Below are 14,902 nucleotides of genomic sequence, written 5' to 3'. Positions count from 1 at the left end.
CCGCCGTGCCCGCCATCGAACGCCTGACCCCCGCCACGTACGCCGGCGCGGTCAAGGAGCTGGCCGAAGTGCTGGCCGACGCGGTCGACGACGGGGCCTCGCTCGGGTTCGTCGCGCCGTTCGACCGGCAGGCGGCGGCCCGGTGGTGGCACGAGCAGGAGGCCGCGGTCGCCGCGGGCGCCCTGCTCGTGTGGACGGCCCGTGACGACGCCGGCGGCATCGTCGCCACCGCCGGGCTGTCCCTGCCGGGCAAGGCCAACGCCCGGCACCGCGCCGAGGTCGTCAAGCTCCTCGTGCACCGCGACGCCCGGGGCCGGGGCCTGGCCCGCGCCCTGCTGGCCGCTCTCGAACAGGCCGCCCACGCCGCCGGGATCACGCTCCTGCTCCTCGACACGCGCAGCGGCAGCGCCGCCGAGAGCCTCTACCTGTCGGAGGGCTGGACCCGTTACGGCGTGGTCCCCGGCTACGCCGCCGACCCGGACGGCTCCCTCCAGGACTGCGGCTTCTTCTACAAGCGCCTCACATGAGGTAGCGCAGCCACAGGTACGGCGCGACCAGCGCGACCGTCACCGGCGTGACGATCAGCCCGTACTTGGTGAACTGCCAGAAGCTGATCGGCGAGCCGTTGCGGGCGGCGATGCCGAGGACGACGACGTTGGCCGCCGCGCCGACGGCGGTGGCGTTGCCGCCGAGGTCGGCGCCGAAGGCCAGCGCCCACCACAGCACCTGGCCGGGCCCGTCGCCGCCGGTGGCCTCGACCAGCCGCTCGACGATCGGCGCCATCGTCGCCACGTACGGGATGTTGTCCACGATGGCCGAGAGCACGGCCGAGCCGCCGAGCAGCCCCATCGTGGCCGCGGCCACCTCCCCGCCGGTCGCCGCGACCGCAGCCTCCGAGAGCTGCCCGATCACCCCGGTCTCGACCAGGGCCCCCACCATGACGAACAGCCCGGCGAAGAACACCAGCGTGGGCCATTCCACCTCGGCGATGGCCTGCTCAGTCGTGATCTTGGTGGCGGCGACCAGGATTCCCGCGCCCAGCAGGGCCACCACCGACGGCTCGTAGTGCAGCACCGGATGCAGGACGAAGGCGGCGACCACGATCGCGAGCACGGTGAGCGACTGCCACAGCAGCCGCCGGTCACCGATCGCCTCGTTCTCGTCCAACGCCATCACCGCCGCCGCCCGCTCCGGATCATGACGGAACGTCCGCCCGAACATCAGCCAGCACAGGCCGACGAACACCACCATCAACACGACCACCATCGGCGCCATGTGGACCAGGAAGTCGTTGAAACTCAACCCGCCCCGGCTGGCGATGATGATGTTCGGCGGATCACCCACCAACGTCGCCGCACCACCGATGTTGGACGCCATCGCCTCCGCGATCAAAAACGGCACCGCAGAAACCGCCAGCCGCTCACACACCAAGAACGTCACCGGCGCGATCAGCAACACCGTCGTCACATTGTCCAGCAACGCCGACGCCAGCGCCGTGATCAACACCAGCAACACCATCAACCGAAACGGCCGCCCCCGCGCCCGCTTGGCCGCCCAGATCGCCAGATACTCGAAAACCCCCGTCTCCTTCAGCACCCCCACAATGATCATCATGCCCAGCAGCAGAAAAATCACATTCCAGTCGATCCCGGAATGCTCCGAAAAGAACGCCGCCTCCGCACCCGTGGCATGGATCAACAACATGATCCCCGCCCCACCCAGCGCCGCCGCCACCCGATGCACCTTCTCCGACGCGATCAACGCGTACGCGACAAGGAACACCGCCACACTCACCCACGCCAGCACGCCCACCCAGCGCACACCCTTCGTCCCAGGGTCAACGACGTGCTCGAACGTACCAAAGCACTACCGGGGCGCCCTCGAGGGCGTGCGTAACTGTACCGGCTGACCGGTATAGTTACGTGCGTGCCACGACCCAGCTCACGCGAACGGCTGCTCGACGCGGCGGCCGACGTGCTCCTCGCCCAGGGGGCCGAGTCCCTCACCCTCGAAGCGGTCGCCCAGCGCGCCGGCGTCTCCAAGGGCGGCCTCTTCTACCACTTCCCCACCAAGCAGGCCCTCGTCGCCGGCCTGGTCGGACGCCTCACCGACGCCTTCGACCAGGCCCTGGCCGACGCCGGCGACCACCCCCGCGACATCCTGCGCGCCTACGTCGACGCGACCATCCCGGCCCGCCACACCACCGGCCCCGCCGCCGCCCCGGCCGACCGCGTCACTGCCGCGCTGCTCGCCGCCGTGCTCGTCGACCCCGCCGGCCTCGCCCCGCTGCGCGAGCGCTACGCCGCCTGGCAGGCCCGCCTCACCGGCGGCGGCATCGACCCCGCCGCCGCCACCGCCGTGCGCCTGGCCGTCGACGGCTGGTGGGCCGCCCGCCTCTTCGGCCTCTCCGAACCCGGCCCCGGCCTGCACGAGCGCACCCGGGCCCACCTCATGGAGCTGATCGACCGTGCCTGCGACTGACCTGCCCCGCATCCGCGTGACGAAGATCCTCATGCTCGTCACCGACGTCGGGTTCGTCGTCTACTTTCTCGTCACCGGCCTCGGGCTCATCCCGCCGGAGTGGGCGTTCGCCGACTACGCCAACCCGATCATGGCCGCCTGGAACTGGTCCTTCCTCTGGATCGACCTGCTCGCCAGCGCCACCGGCCTGACGAGCCTGTGGCTGCTGCGCCGCCGCGACCCCGGCGGGCCGCCGCTCATGCTGGTCTCGCTCGTGCTGACGATGGCCTCGGGGCTGATGGCCATCGCGTTCTGGACGCTGCGCGGCGACTTCTCGCCCGCCTGGTGGGCGCCCAACCTCTACCTGCTGCTGTTCCCGGTCCCGGCCGTCGTGGCGCTCGTCCGGGCCGGGCGCCTTTACAATGTAGATCCCGTACGGGACGGCCGCCCCTGCGAGGTTCACGGTCCGGCGGCAAGTACGATCAACGAGTGACCGAAATAACCGAGACCATGCCCGGTTGGCTCGCTCCCGAGGAGCTGGAGTCGGTCCGAGGGCGCATGCCGATCCTCTACGTCGACGCGGTGCCGGTGCGGGTCGACGAGACCGGCTCCGTGACCCGCGTCGGCCTCCTGCTGCGCATCGCGCCCGACGGGACGGTGAGCCGGGCCCTGGTCTCCGGCCGCGTCCTGTATCACGAGCGGATCCGCGACGCGCTGCTGCGCCACCTGGAGAAGGACCTGGGCCCGGTGGCGCTGCCGAGCCTGCCCGTCTCGCCGCAGCCGTTCACCGTGGCCGAATACTTCCCGACGCCGGGCGTCACGCCCTACCACGACCCGCGCCAGCACGCCGTCTCGATGGCCTACATCGTGCCGGTGCGCGGCGACTGCCGGCCCCGGCAGGACGCGCTGGACCTGGTGTGGTTCACGCCGGAGGAGGCCGCCTCGCCGATGGTGCAGCAGGAGATGACGGGCGGCCAGGGCACCCTGCTCAAGCAGGCGCTCGCCTACGTGGGCCGCCTGTCCTGACGGCCCGGGCGCTCACCGGTCAGGCCGGCTTCCACGACGGGTCGCGGCCGGTGAGCCCGAGGACGCGGTCGAGCGGCGGGGCGTCGGCCGGCACCGGCACCTCCGGGCCGTAGACGCCCATGGCGCGGCCCTGCTCGGCGGTGGCCGCCACCTGTGCGGCCAGGCGTTCGAGCAGGTCGTCGTCCCACCGCGGGTGCTGATCGGTGGCGCGGGCCAGATCCCAGCCGTGCACGACGAGCTCGCCCGCGACCATGCCGCCGACCATCGCGGCGGGCAACTCCGTCGCGCCGCCCATGTACGTCGTCCCCTCCCAGGCGGCCGGCTCGCTCCAGGCCGCCACCAGCCGCGTGGTCTGCGCCTGGAGCTCGGCCGACCAGTCCCCTCCGGTCAGGTCCACGTCGTCCTCCGACGCGGCGGGCGGCGGGACGCTCTCCTTGCGCGCCGCCCCCTCCAGCGACGGCCCCCAGAACAGCAGGTGGTTGATCAGCTTGCGGACGTCGTACTCGGCGCACGGCGTCGGCGCGCCGAGATCGCCGGGCTCGACCCGGCGGACGATCTCCGGCACGCCGGCGGCCGCCTGGGCGATGAAATGCAGGTCAGACATGGGGTACACCCAACCATGACACCGCCCCGCCGTATTGAACAAACACGACATAAGCTCGTCGGCATGGCCAGGGACGCACGCGAGCTCGACGGGGCCTGGGCGCGGCACCAGCGCCACGCCTTCCCCTCCCCCTCGCCCGACCTGGCCCCGTACGTCGAGCGCTACTGGGTCGCCACCTGGGACTACGCCGAGCCGTACCGGCAGCTGATCGTGCCGTACCCGAGCGTGCACCTGACGTTCCAGGACGGGGCCGCCACGCTCCAGGGGCCGGTGAGCGGGCACCAGGTGCGGGTGCTGGAGGGCCGGGGCGGGGTGTTCGGGGTGGCGTTCCGGCCTGGAGCGTTCCGGCCGTTCCTGGGCGCGCCGGTGTCCACGATCGCCGACCGGCGCTTCGACGCCGCCGAGGTGTTCCCGGGCCCGCTGCCGGACCCGGTCGACGTGGAGCCGGTCGAGGAGTTCCTGCGGGCGCACCTGCCCGAGCCGGACCCGAGGGCGGCCCGGGCGGCGGAGGTCGTCGCGCTGATCGCCGCCACGCCGGCGATCAGCCGTGTGGACGCGCTGGCGCGGGAGACCGGGCTGAGCGTGCGCGAGCTGCAGCGGCTGTTCGCCGAGCACGTCGGCCTCGGGCCCAAGCGCGTCATCCGCCGCTACCGCCTGCGCGAGGCGACCGGCCGCATGGCGGCGGGCACGCCGCCCGACTGGGCCGCGCTGGCCGCCGACCTGGGCTACGCCGACCAGGCGCACTTCACGCGGGACTTCCGCAAGCTGTTCGGCGAGACCCCTGCCTGGTACGCCCGGCGGTTCTAGCGTGGCGCGGCAGGCTCGATTGCGGCGCCGGGTCACCGATGCGCTACGGTGCGGGCGATGACCACGACCGAGCCGCGCCGCGACGGCCGCGGGCGCCCCCGCGACCCGGGGGCCGACGCCGCCATCCTGCGCGCCGCCGTCGACCTGCTGGCCGAGCGCGGCGCCGACCAGACCAGCATCGAGGCGATCGCCCGCCGGGCCGGTGTGACGAAGGTGACGGTCTACCGCAGATGGCGCAGCAAGGAGGAGCTGCTCGCCCAGGCCATCGAGACGGCCCGCGCCGACCTGCCCCACGTGGCCGACACCGAGGGCAGCCTGCCTGAGGTGATCGAGCGGCTGCTCCCCCGCTGGGGCGAGATGCTGGCCGAGCCGAGGTTCCGGGCCCTGTCGGCGCGGCTGCTGGCGGCCGGGGCCGGCCATCCCGCGCTGCTGGAGGCGTACCGGAAGCATCACGTGCTGCCGCGCCGCGAGCGCGCCAGGGAGATCATGGTGCGGGCCCAGCGCGACGGCCACCTCAGCCCGGCGGCCGACCCCGACGTGCTCGCCGACATGATGGAGGGCGCGGTGATCTGCAAGCTGCTGCTCTCCCCCGGCCCGCTCGACCCGGACGAGATCACCGCCTACCTGCGCGCCCTGATCACGCAGGCCGGGTTCTCACTTCCGGGCGGTCCAGTGGGCGGGGCGGGAGAGCCCGGCGGGGAGCCGGGTGGCGGCGTCGCCGGCGGCGGCGTTGAGCTGTGACTGCGTGACGAAGAGCGCGCCGGTCAGGTCGGCCCCGCTGAGGTCGGCGCCCCGCAGGTCGGCGCCGATGAGGTCGGCCGAGCGCAGGTCGGCGCCCTTGAGCGCGGCCCCGATCAGGTAGGCGCCGCGCAGGTTGGCCCCGCGCAGGTCGGCGCCCTTCAGGTTGGCGCCGATCAGGTCGGCGCCCCGGTGCTCCTTGCGCCGCCCGGCGCCCTTCCTGGCGAGCTCGCTGGCGCGCAGCAGCAGCACGCTGACCTCGGCCCGCCGGGCGGCCACGTCGAGGTCGAGGAGCTCGGCGGGGCCGAGCCGGGTGAGGCGCTCGATCGCGCCGAGCGCGCGGCGCAGGTCGTCGCGGACGGGCCGGGCGGCGGGCAGCGCGATCGCCTCGGTGAGGTAGGCGAGCAGCTCGTGGAGCTGCCGCATGACCGGGAACACCGCGAACATCTCCCGCGCGCTGCCGGGCTCGCGCCGCCAGTCGCGCCCGCCGTAGGTGACCTGGGAGACCTGCTGACCGGCGCCGAAGCAGTCGTAGACCACGCAGCCCGGGTAGCCCGACTCGCGCAGCCGCTCGTGGATGCCGCACCCGAAGTCGTCCCGCAGGTTGCCGCACGGCTGGCCGGCGGGCTTGTCGGCGGCGAAGTCGGCCGAGGCGGCGAACGGCAGGGCGACGCAGCACAGCCCGAAGCAGTTGGCGCAGTCGCCCCGAAGCGTGCCCGGCAATGGTCCCCCTCGTGTCAGCCGTCCAGGTAGCGCAGGATCGCGAGCACCCTGCGGCTGTAGGTGGGGGTGGCGGGCAGATCCAGCTTGTCGAAGATGGCGTTGATGTGCTTCTCGACCGTGCTCAATGATATGTGCAGCGCGGCGGCGATCGCCGCGTTGGCGTAGCCCTGCGCCAGGTGGCCGAGCACCTGCGTCTCCCGTTCGGTGAGCGTGCGCAGCGGGTCGGCGTGCGTGGTGCGGGCCAGGAGCTGGCGCACCACCTCGGGGTCGATGACGGTGCCGCCGCCGCGCACCCGCTCCAGCGACTCCAGGAACTCGGCAACCTCCGACACCCGGTCCTTCAGCAGGTAGCCGAGCCCGCCCTCGGTCCCGGCCAGCAGCGTGGCGGCGTACGTCTTGTCGACGTACTGCGACAGCACGAGCACCCCGACGGCGGGCCAGCTCTCGCGGATGCGCAGCGCGGCGCGCAGGCCGTCGTCGGTGTGGGTGGGCGGCATCCGCACGTCGACGACGGCGACGTCGGGCCGGTGCTCGGCCACCGCCTCGATGAGGGCGGGGGCGTCGCCGACGGCGGCGACGACCTCGTGGCCGGCGTCGCGCAGCAGGCTCGCCAGGCCCTCGCGCAGCAGCACGGCGTCGTCGGCCAGGATCAGCCGCACGGCGGCTCCTTCGGCAGCGTGGCGCGCACCCGGGTGCCGCCGCCGGGGGCGTCGCCCACCTCGAACTCGCCGTCGAGCGCGAGCACGCGGCGGGCCAGGCCCGACAGGCCGCCGCCGGCCGGGTCGGCGCCGCCCGCGCCGTCGTCGGAGATCACCACGCGCACCGTCCGCTCGTCCTCGCTCAGCACGACCAGGATGTCACGGGCGCCGGCGTGCTTGACCGCGTTGGTGATCGCCTCGCGGGCCACGAAGTACAGCGCGGTCTCCACCTCGGTGGCGAGCCGCCCGGTCAGGCCGTGGTGGACGGTGACGGGCACCCCGGCGCGTTCGGCGACCCCGGCCAGCGCGGCCCGCAGGCCGAGCTCGTCGAGCGCGGTCGGGTAGATGCGCCAGGCGACGCTGCGCAGCTCGTCCAGCAGGTGCCGCGACTCGGTGTAGGCCTGCGCGACCAGGTCGGCGGCGGGCCCCGGGGTGCCGGCGAAGGCGTGGCGGGCGCGGCCGAGGAGCATGGCCAGCGCCACGCCGCGCTGCTGGACGCCGTCGTGCAGGTCGCGTTCGATGCGGCGGCGCTCGTCGTCGACGGCGCGCACGATGCCGGAGCGGGTGGCGGTGAGCTCGGCGATGCGGCGGCGCATGCGCTCCTGCGGGCCCGGGCCGAGGAAGCGCCGGGCCAGCCGCCGCTCGGCCGCGATGACGGCCTGGCAGCACAGCGTGCCCACGGCCAGCAGGAAGATCCCGGAGGTGAGGCCGATCGCCCAGCTCTCGGTCGTCAGCCGGATGCCGGGGAACTCCAGCGCCACGGGCGACGACTCGCCCGTCAGCATCGCCCAGCAGGCGCCGCCGAGGAAGAGCAGGCCGACGAAGATCAGCGACGTGGCGACGTAGCCGCCGAGCACGCCCACGGCCGCGCGCAGCGCCAGGTAGCCGGCGCCCGCCGTGCCGGGGTCGCTGTCGTGGCCGAGCAGCACCCGCAGCCTGGCCCGTTCGAGCGCCACGAGCCGGGGCGCCCACCAGCGGGCGAGCGGCCACGCCAGCACGAGCAGGACCAGCTCCAGGCCGCCGGTCACCGCTCCCGCCAGCACCCCGGCGAGCCTTCGTACGATCACGGCTGGGCAGTCTAGGCGTCGCGCCGGCGCAGCACGACCAGCCCGGCGAGCAGGGCCAGCGCCGTCCACCCCGCCAGCCAGGCCAGCCCCTCGCCCGCCGGGTACGGGATCGGGCCGCCGGTCAGGTTGTCGGTGCTCTCCATGAACGCCAGCCCGGCGAACGTCGGCAGCCGCATCGAGGCGTCCACCGCCGCCTGGCTCCCGGTCATGACCAGCAGCAGCGGCAGGCCGAGCGTCAGCATGAACATCACGGTCAGCGCCCCCGCCGAGCCGCGCACGGCCGCGCTCACCCCGACGGTCAGCACGCCGGTCAGCGCGCAGAACACGCCGAGCCGCAGCAGGTCGGCCGCCGCCTGCCCGGGCGGGAAGGCCGCCGCCCCGCCGAACGTCTCCACCGACAGCACCAGGTACGTGACCAGCGCTCCGGCGCCGCCCGCCACGATCCCGGCCGTGAACAGCACCGGCGCGGTCACCAGCGCCTTGGCGGCCAGCATCCGGCCCCGGATCGGCACCACCTGCAGCGTGCTCCTGATCGACCCGGAGGCGTACTCGGAGGTGACCATGAGCATCGCCAGCGTGATCACCGCGTACTGGGCGAACGCCGTCGCCGAGATCATCGGGCCGGTCACTACGACGCGCGCCCCGGCGGCGCCCTCGCGCAGCGCCTCGGTAGCCTGCGCCGCGCCGAGCGTGAGCCCGCCGAGCACGGTCGCGGCCACCGCCGAGGCCAGGCAGAGCCAGGTCGAGCGGACCGACCAGAGCTTGACCCACTCGGCCGCGACGGCCCGCCCCAGCGGACTCCCCAGTGCGTTCCTCATCGCGTTCCTCCCGCGCCGTACTCCACGCTCGTGGCGGTCAGCTCCTGATATGCCTGTTCCAGCGACGCCTCGCGCGGGCTCAGCTCGTGCAGCCGGACGCCCGCCTCGTGGGCCAGGTCGCCAATCCGCTCCAGCGTCGCGCCGGTGGCGACGAGCTCGTTCTCGCCGCGCCGCTCCACGCTCACGCCCCGTGCCGTCAGCAGGTCCGCGAGGTCGCCGGCGTGCGGGGACCGTACGAGCACGGAGGGGGTGGCGAGCACCTCGGCGAGCGGCGCGTCGGCGATCAGCCGGCCCTTGCCGATCACCACCAGGTGGTCGGCGGTGAGCTGCATCTCGCTCATCAGGTGGCTGGAGACGAACACCGTGCGGCCCTCGGCCGCCAGCGACCGCATCAGGCGGCGCACCCAGCGCACCCCGTCGGGGTCGAGCCCGTTGACGGGCTCGTCGAACATCAGCACCTCCGGATCGCCCAGCAGCGCGCCCGCGATGCCGAGCCGCTGGCTCATGCCGAGCGACAGCGCGCCCGCCCGCTTCCCGGCCGCCTCGCCGAGCCCGACGAGCTCCAGCACCCGCGCCACGCGCGCCTTGGGGATGCCGGCGCCGCGCGCCATCGCCAGCAGGTGGGCGCGCCCGCTGCGCCCGGGGTGGACGGCGCGGGCGTCCAGCAGCGCGCCGACCGTGCGCAGCGGGTGTTCCAGCTCGTGGTACGGCCTGCCGCCGATGAGCGCGCGGCCGGAGCTGGGGGCGTCGAGGCCGAGGATCATGCGCATCGTGGTGGACTTGCCGGCGCCGTTCGGGCCGAGGAAGCCGGTGACGGCGCCGGGTCTCAGCTCCAGCGTCAGGTCGTCCACGGCGGCGCGGTCGCCGTACCTCTTGGTGAGATGGTCGAGTCGGATCACGCTGCCTCACGGTAGGCAGCCGGGGCGGCGGCGGCCATGGGGGCGATCCGCCGACCCGTATGGAGGATTCCCGTATTGCACTGGTCGGTCCAAAACGTGTTACGGTCGGCGCATGGCACGACCGAGGACGTTCGACGAGGACCGGGCCCTGGAGGGCGCCATGCGCGCGTTCTGGGAGTCGGGCTACGAGGCCACCTCCACGCGGGACCTGTGCGAGGCCACCGGGCTGGGGCGCAGCAGCGTCTACAACGCCTTCGACGGCAAGCGGGAGCTGTTCGTCCGGGCGCTGGGCCACTACATGGAGCAGAAGGACGCGAAGCTGTTCGAGCTGCTGGAGCGCGACCTGCCGATCCGGGAGAAGGTGCGCGTCCTGCTCCAGTCGGTGGCCGAGGGCGATCCGGGCGAGCCGCCGGGCTGCCTGGTCGTCAACAGCATGGTCGAACTGGCGCCCCGCGACCCGGAGATCGCCGAGATCCTGCGGCGCGACCAGGAGCGGCGGTTCGAGGCGCTGCGGGCGGCCATCGGGCTGGCGCGGGCGCGCGGCGAGCTGGGGCCGGGCAAGGACCCGGCGGCGCTGGCACGGTTCGTGGCGGCCGTCGTGAGCGGCATGCGCGTGGTGGCGCGGGCGGGCGGCGACCGGGCGGCGCTGGAGGCGATCGCGGCCACGGCGCTCGACGCGTTCTGAGCGTTTTCGTGCCTCAGTTTTGTACTGGTCGATCGAATAAATGGAGTGTTCGATGCCGTTGGCTGTCTACGTCCTGGGGCTGGCGATCTTCGCCCAGGGCACCTCGGAGCTGATGCTGGCCGGGCTGCTGCCCGAGACGGCCGCCGGGCTCGGTGTGTCGGTGCCCGACGCCGGGCTGCTCATCTCGGCGTTCGCCGTCGGGATGCTGGTGGGGGCGCCGGTGCTGGCCGTGGTGACGCTGCGCTGGCCGCGCCGGACCGCCCTGCTGGCGTTCATGGCGGTGTTCACCGTGGCGCACGTGGTCGGCGCGCTGACGCCCGACTACGCGACGTTGCTGGTGACGCGGGTGGTGGCCGCGTTCGTGTACGCCGGGTTCTGGGCCGTGGCCGCCGTCACCGCGATCGGCCTCGCCGGGCCCGCCGCGCGCGGCCGGGCGATGGGGATCGTCGCGGGCGGCCTCACCGTGGCCACCACCCTGGGCCTCCCGGCGGGCACGCTCGTGGGGCAGGCCCTGGGCTGGCGGGCCGCGTTCTGGGTGGTGGCGGGCATGTCCGCGCTGGCCGCGCTCGGCGTCCTGGCCACCGTGCCGGGCCGGGCCCCGGCCCCGCACCCGTCGGCTCCCCGTACGGAGACGTCGCTGCGGCGGGAGCTCGGCGCGCTGGCGAACCCCCGGCTGTGGCTCGCCCTCGGCACCACCGCACTGTCCACCGCCGGGCTGCTCGTCACCTTCAGCTACCTGAGCGCGCTGCTCACCGACACGACGGGGCTGGCCCCGGGGTGGGTGCCGGCGGTGCTGGCGCTGTACGGCGCGGGCTCGCTGATCGGCATCACCGTCGGCGGGCGCGTCGCCGACGCCCGCCCCTTCACCCTCCTGTACGCCGGCCTCGCCGCGCTGGTCGTCATCTCGGGGGCGCTGGCGCTGAGCGCCGGGGTGACGTGGCTGGCGGTGCCGCTGGTGTTCCTGCTGGGCGCGTCCGGCTTCGCCACCAACCCGGCGCTGAACACCCGCGTGTTCGCCGTCGCCCACGACGCGCCCACGCTGGCGGCCTCGTTCAACGTGTCGGCGTTCAACGTCGGCATCACCGTGGGCCCATGGCTGGGCGGGCTGCTGATCGCCGCCGGGTACGGGTACGCGCCGCTCGGCTGGATCGGCGCGGCGCTCGGCCTGCTGGCCCTGGGCGCCGTCGCCCTGGCCGCCTCCGCCGAGCGCCGCCCCCGCACTGCCGCCGCCCACCGGAACCCGGCCCCGGCCTGCCCGGGCGGCGTCTGAGGGGCCCGATCAGCCGGGCGGGGCCTGGTAGACCGACACCGCGAACGGCCGGTGAGCCTCCCGTTCCACCAGCTCGCTCAGCCGCGACACCGCCCGCCCGGATTCGACGAACCGGTGCAGCCGCCGCGCCTCCGGCCACGGATGCACCAGCACCAGCACGCCGCCCGGCGCCAGCAGCCCGGTCAGCCGGGCGCTGGCCCGCCGCAGCCGGTCGCGGCGGCCCAGGTAGTAGAGCGTCTCCGAGCAGAACACCAGGTCATAGCAGTGCTCGGAGGTGAAGCGGAGGATGTCGGCCGGCAGCAGCAGCGTCCTGTCGGCCGCCTTCTCCACCCGCTCCGCCGCCCGGGCCAGCGCCCGCTCGGAGATGTCCACGCCCGTGACGTGCGCCTCCGGATAGGCGGTGACGAGCTGCTCGGTGAACACCCCCTCGCTGCACCCCACCTCCAGGATCCGCCGGTAGGGCAGATCGGGGAGCTGGGCGAGCGTGGCGGCGTACTTGGCCTGCTCATAGGCGTCGGTGCCCATGTGCCACGGGTCGGGGCGGCGATGCCACCAGTCGAAGTAACGACGTAGTACGGCGCCCTGCCCCCGTGAGGAGAGCAGGGAGAGCGACCTGAAGAAGGTCCGGTGCAGAAGCTCGGTGATTTCCTTCACGGGTGCCATGCGGCCCCTTCCGCGCGCAGGGACATCTCGTGGGGGCCGTGGGGCCCGCCCGGCGTTCACTGTCACTGCACCCAATCCTGCATGATCTCCACCGCCGGCGAGCGGACCCCGGCGGCGCGGCTCGGTCAGCCGAACTCGATGCGCCCGGTGCCCGGCATCGCGCCGAGCCCGCCCGTCGCGCACCCCAGCACCCCGCCCTCCGGTGCGATCCCGCCCCTGGCCCGCCTGCCGTCCAGCGGCCCGCCGGTGACCCTCCCGGTCAGCAGCGCACCGGCCGCGCCCAGCTCGTCGTTGCGGATGCGCAGCCGGGAACTGCCCACCGGCCGTCCCGTCGCGTCGTACCAGGTGATGGTGGCGTGCCCGCGCATCCCGCGCGCGGCGGCGCACGACGCCTCCCCCTCGGCGCGCAGCGACGCCCACCCCGACCTGAGCCGCCCCGGCTTCCCCCGGCAGCCGCTCAGCCACAACGCCCCCCGCGCCGCCACTCTCCCGGGCACCAGGCCCACGGGCGGCGTGAACACGATCGGGCTCCCGGGCGGCGTCCCGACCGCGCAGGCGAGCACCGCGGCCCGCCCCTTACCGCCTGCGACGTCCGGGGAGAGGGCAGCGAGCGCCCCGGCACGCGGAACGGCCGGGTGCGGCCGCGCGGCTCCCGTCGCCGCGGCGGGCCGGACCGTGGACCCCGCGGGGACGATGGTGAGGCCGGCGAGCAACGCGACGGCTCCGGCGATCGGCGTGATCTTCACGAGACTCCCCCGACGTACAGTGCTTGCCCGGATACATTGTGTAGCATCCGGCGCGCCGGCAGGCCGCAATCGCGCTGCCAGGGGTAGGCGGGCAGGGTGACGACCCGGCCCGGCCGGGTGAAGTAGGCGGACCAGTCGGTGTCGGCCCCCGCGACGACCAGCTCGTCCACCGCCCGGTCGACGACCTCGACGCCGTCGCGGCCCGGGTCCATGGTGGCGACGATCGCCGGCGACCCGCTCTGCCGGATGAGCGTGACGGGCATCGGCGGCGGCCCGATGTGCGCGAGCAGCTCCACCCCGGCCAGCGCGGACCCCCGCCCCTCACCGCTCGCCCCCTCCGGCCCCGCCGCCGGGGACGGCGGCTCGGCGGCGCGCCGGGCCGCCTCCTCCAGCGGCAGGTCGCCGGCCGCCCAGGCGGCGGTGAGCTCGCCGACGCCGTGACCGACCGCCGCCACCGCCCGGATGCCGCGCGCGGCCAGCATCTCCGTCACCCCCACCTGGACCGCGAACAGCAGCGCTCGCCCCTCGCCGCGCTCCCCCGCCTCCAGCCGCCCGGCGACCGTCCCTCCTCCCGGGTACGGCGCCAGCGCCTCGTCCACCCGCCCCACGGCCTTGCGGAACGCCCGGTCGGCGAGCAGGTCGGCGCCCATGCCCGGCCACTCCCCGCCGTCGCCGCAGTACACGAACGCCACCCGCCCGTCCGCCGCCCCCCGCCTGCCGCCGCGCACCAGCGCCTCGGCCGCCTCCCGAGGGCCTTCGGCCAGCACCACCTTCCGGTACGGGTGCCGCCCCCGCCGGGCGCACGCGGTGTAGGCCAGGTCGTAGAACTCCTCCGGGGCCGCCTCCGCCAGCCGGTCGGCCATGCGCCGCGCGGCCTCGGCCAGCGCCTCCTCCGAGCGCGCCGACACCACCACCGGGAGCGGGCCGCGCTGCCGTACGGGCCTGCCCAGGTCGGCGGGCGCGGGCGCGACGATGACGTGCGCGTCGCCGCAGTTCACCCCCGCGAACCCCTTCGCCGCCGGCAACGCCCCCGTCAACGCCACCAGCCCCGCCCCACCCTCGGCCCCCTCCCCGCGCGAACAGCCCACGCACTCGGGTGTCTCCCCGCGCGAACGCTCCCCGCCGACGGGCGAGACCGGCGCATCGGGGAGCCCGGCGGACGGGACGCACCGGCCGGAGGCGGTTGCCACCCCCGGCTCGGCGGACGCGGCAGGCCCGGGCGGGAGGGCAGCCCGTCCGGTTCCAGGGCCGGAGGGCTCAGCGCACAGGCAGGATGACCCGGTGCGCGGGGTGCGGGGGTCGGCAGCGGGCGGGGCGGGGATGCGGCGATGGCGAAGGACGAGGAGCGCCTTCAGGACCGCGGCCACGCCCGAGGCGGTCTCCAGGGGTCTGAGCTGGGCCTGGACGGGAAGCGGGGTCTCACGGCGGGCGCCGAGGCCGTGCCCCAGGTCCCGCCAGTCGCCGGGGCCGCCGAGCGCTTCGACGTACACGAGGTCGTCCGGGTCGACCCGGGCGCGCTCGTACACCTCGGGCACCCGTCCCCAGGCGGCGATCACGCCGTGGATGCGGTCGCGGTCGGCCAGCGCGTCGCCGAGCCGTTTGTCAGGACGTGCAGCCGTCGGGGTACGACGACGTGCTGATGCCGGTTCACGCCGTGAGCCTGGTCGCGATGGGGCTGTGGATGCTCGACAACTGCGA

18 protein-coding genes are annotated in these 14,902 nt (G+C 74.7%); 8 read left to right on the top strand and 10 right to left on the bottom strand.

The features are described from left to right. The first annotated feature begins 5 nt into the window (after positions 1-5). Positions 6-527, top strand: a complete 522-nt coding sequence (locus AB0G11_RS45465; protein WP_308126091.1) for a GNAT family N-acetyltransferase — start codon at positions 6-8, stop codon at positions 525-527. On the opposite strand, the gene AB0G11_RS45460 is transcribed toward AB0G11_RS45465, so the two are convergent. After that, on the bottom strand, positions 520-1,812 hold the full coding sequence (locus AB0G11_RS45460; RefSeq protein WP_357593242.1) for an ArsB/NhaD family transporter: 1,293 nt from the start codon (positions 1,810-1,812) through the stop codon (positions 520-522). The two genes, AB0G11_RS45465 and AB0G11_RS45460, sit on opposite strands and share 8 nt — an antisense overlap. 114 nt (positions 1,813-1,926) lie before the next feature. On the opposite strand from AB0G11_RS45460, the gene AB0G11_RS45455 reads away from it, so the two are divergent. From AB0G11_RS45455 to AB0G11_RS45445, 3 genes are read left to right on the top strand one after another with little or no spacing between them, the layout of a single operon-like run. Continuing rightward, positions 1,927-2,481, top strand: coding sequence for a TetR/AcrR family transcriptional regulator (locus AB0G11_RS45455; protein WP_357593240.1), 555 nt, complete (start codon positions 1,927-1,929; stop codon positions 2,479-2,481). Further along, positions 2,468-2,953, top strand: a complete 486-nt coding sequence (locus AB0G11_RS45450) for a DUF5360 family protein (RefSeq protein WP_357593238.1) — start codon at positions 2,468-2,470, stop codon at positions 2,951-2,953. The genes AB0G11_RS45455 and AB0G11_RS45450 overlap by 14 nt, the downstream gene beginning before the upstream one ends. Continuing rightward, positions 2,950-3,486: an NUDIX hydrolase family protein gene (locus tag AB0G11_RS45445; protein WP_357593236.1), complete on the top strand. Its 537-nt coding sequence runs from the start codon at positions 2,950-2,952 to the stop codon at positions 3,484-3,486. Before AB0G11_RS45450 ends, AB0G11_RS45445 begins: the two co-directional genes overlap by 4 nt. Before the next feature lie 19 nt (positions 3,487-3,505). Here the strand turns inward: AB0G11_RS45445 and AB0G11_RS45440 are convergent, their stop codons facing one another. Further along, on the bottom strand, positions 3,506-4,090 hold the full coding sequence (locus tag AB0G11_RS45440) for a TIGR03086 family metal-binding protein (protein WP_219512350.1): 585 nt from the start codon (positions 4,088-4,090) through the stop codon (positions 3,506-3,508). 63 nt (positions 4,091-4,153) lie between these two features. Here AB0G11_RS45440 and AB0G11_RS45435 point away from each other — a divergent pair, with 63 nt between their 5' ends. Next, entirely contained in the window at positions 4,154-4,897 is a 744-nt protein-coding gene (locus tag AB0G11_RS45435; protein ID WP_357593234.1) for a helix-turn-helix domain-containing protein, read from the top strand. Positions 4,898-4,954: 57 nt separating this feature from the next. After that, a complete protein-coding gene (locus AB0G11_RS45430; RefSeq protein ID WP_357593232.1) occupies positions 4,955-5,638 on the top strand; it encodes a TetR/AcrR family transcriptional regulator in 684 nt (227 codons plus the stop codon). Here the strand turns inward: AB0G11_RS45430 and AB0G11_RS45425 are convergent. From AB0G11_RS45425 to AB0G11_RS45405, 5 genes are read right to left on the bottom strand one after another with little or no spacing between them, the layout of a single operon-like run. After that, positions 5,552-6,358, bottom strand: a complete 807-nt coding sequence (locus tag AB0G11_RS45425) for a pentapeptide repeat-containing protein (RefSeq protein WP_246646390.1) — start codon at positions 6,356-6,358, stop codon at positions 5,552-5,554. The genes AB0G11_RS45430 and AB0G11_RS45425 overlap by 87 nt on opposite strands. 14 nt (positions 6,359-6,372) lie before the next feature. Beyond that, positions 6,373-7,017, bottom strand: a complete 645-nt coding sequence (locus tag AB0G11_RS45420) for a response regulator transcription factor (RefSeq protein ID WP_357593230.1) — start codon at positions 7,015-7,017, stop codon at positions 6,373-6,375. After that, entirely contained in the window at positions 7,008-8,123 is a 1,116-nt protein-coding gene (locus tag AB0G11_RS45415; protein WP_357593228.1) for a histidine kinase, read from the bottom strand. The genes AB0G11_RS45420 and AB0G11_RS45415 overlap by 10 nt, the downstream gene beginning before the upstream one ends. Positions 8,124-8,134: 11 nt before the next feature. Further along, the gene (locus tag AB0G11_RS45410) at positions 8,135-8,941 is read right to left on the bottom strand and encodes an ABC transporter permease (RefSeq protein ID WP_357593226.1); all 807 of its coding nucleotides are present in this window, start codon (positions 8,939-8,941) and stop codon (positions 8,135-8,137) included. Continuing rightward, positions 8,938-9,840 (bottom strand): ATP-binding cassette domain-containing protein, encoded by a 903-nt coding sequence (locus tag AB0G11_RS45405; protein WP_357593224.1) that lies wholly within the window; start codon positions 9,838-9,840, stop codon positions 8,938-8,940. The genes AB0G11_RS45410 and AB0G11_RS45405 overlap by 4 nt, the downstream gene beginning before the upstream one ends. 112 nt (positions 9,841-9,952) lie before the next feature. Here AB0G11_RS45405 and AB0G11_RS45400 point away from each other — a divergent pair, with 112 nt between their 5' ends. Together AB0G11_RS45400 and AB0G11_RS45395 are read left to right on the top strand one after the other, a co-directional pair. Next, positions 9,953-10,525, top strand: a complete 573-nt coding sequence (locus AB0G11_RS45400) for a TetR/AcrR family transcriptional regulator (RefSeq protein WP_357593222.1) — start codon at positions 9,953-9,955, stop codon at positions 10,523-10,525. A gap of 52 nt (positions 10,526-10,577) precedes the next feature. Next, a complete protein-coding gene (locus AB0G11_RS45395) occupies positions 10,578-11,795 on the top strand; it encodes a Cmx/CmrA family chloramphenicol efflux MFS transporter (protein ID WP_357593220.1) in 1,218 nt (405 codons plus the stop codon). A 9-nt stretch (positions 11,796-11,804) separates the two neighbouring features. On the opposite strand, the gene AB0G11_RS45390 is transcribed toward AB0G11_RS45395, so the two are convergent. The 3 genes from AB0G11_RS45390 to AB0G11_RS45380 form a co-directional block, all read right to left on the bottom strand. Beyond that, positions 11,805-12,458: a class I SAM-dependent methyltransferase gene (locus AB0G11_RS45390; protein WP_357593218.1), complete on the bottom strand. Its 654-nt coding sequence runs from the start codon at positions 12,456-12,458 to the stop codon at positions 11,805-11,807. Between the two features lie 125 nt (positions 12,459-12,583). Further along, positions 12,584-13,204 carry a hypothetical protein gene (locus tag AB0G11_RS45385; RefSeq protein ID WP_219512424.1) on the bottom strand — a complete coding sequence of 207 codons (621 nt, stop codon included), beginning with the start codon at positions 13,202-13,204 and terminating at the stop codon, positions 12,584-12,586. After that, positions 13,201-14,760 carry an acyltransferase domain-containing protein gene (locus AB0G11_RS45380; protein ID WP_357593216.1) on the bottom strand — a complete coding sequence of 520 codons (1,560 nt, stop codon included), beginning with the start codon at positions 14,758-14,760 and terminating at the stop codon, positions 13,201-13,203. The genes AB0G11_RS45385 and AB0G11_RS45380 overlap by 4 nt, the downstream gene beginning before the upstream one ends. Positions 14,761-14,902 lie beyond the last annotated feature (142 nt).

This window comes from Nonomuraea sp. NPDC023979, from assembly GCF_040639085.1.
GTDB lineage: Bacteria > Actinomycetota > Actinomycetes > Streptosporangiales > Streptosporangiaceae > Nonomuraea > Nonomuraea ceibae.
Note: the sequence above shows the minus strand (reverse complement) of the source record. Positions and strands in the feature narration are given on the sequence as shown.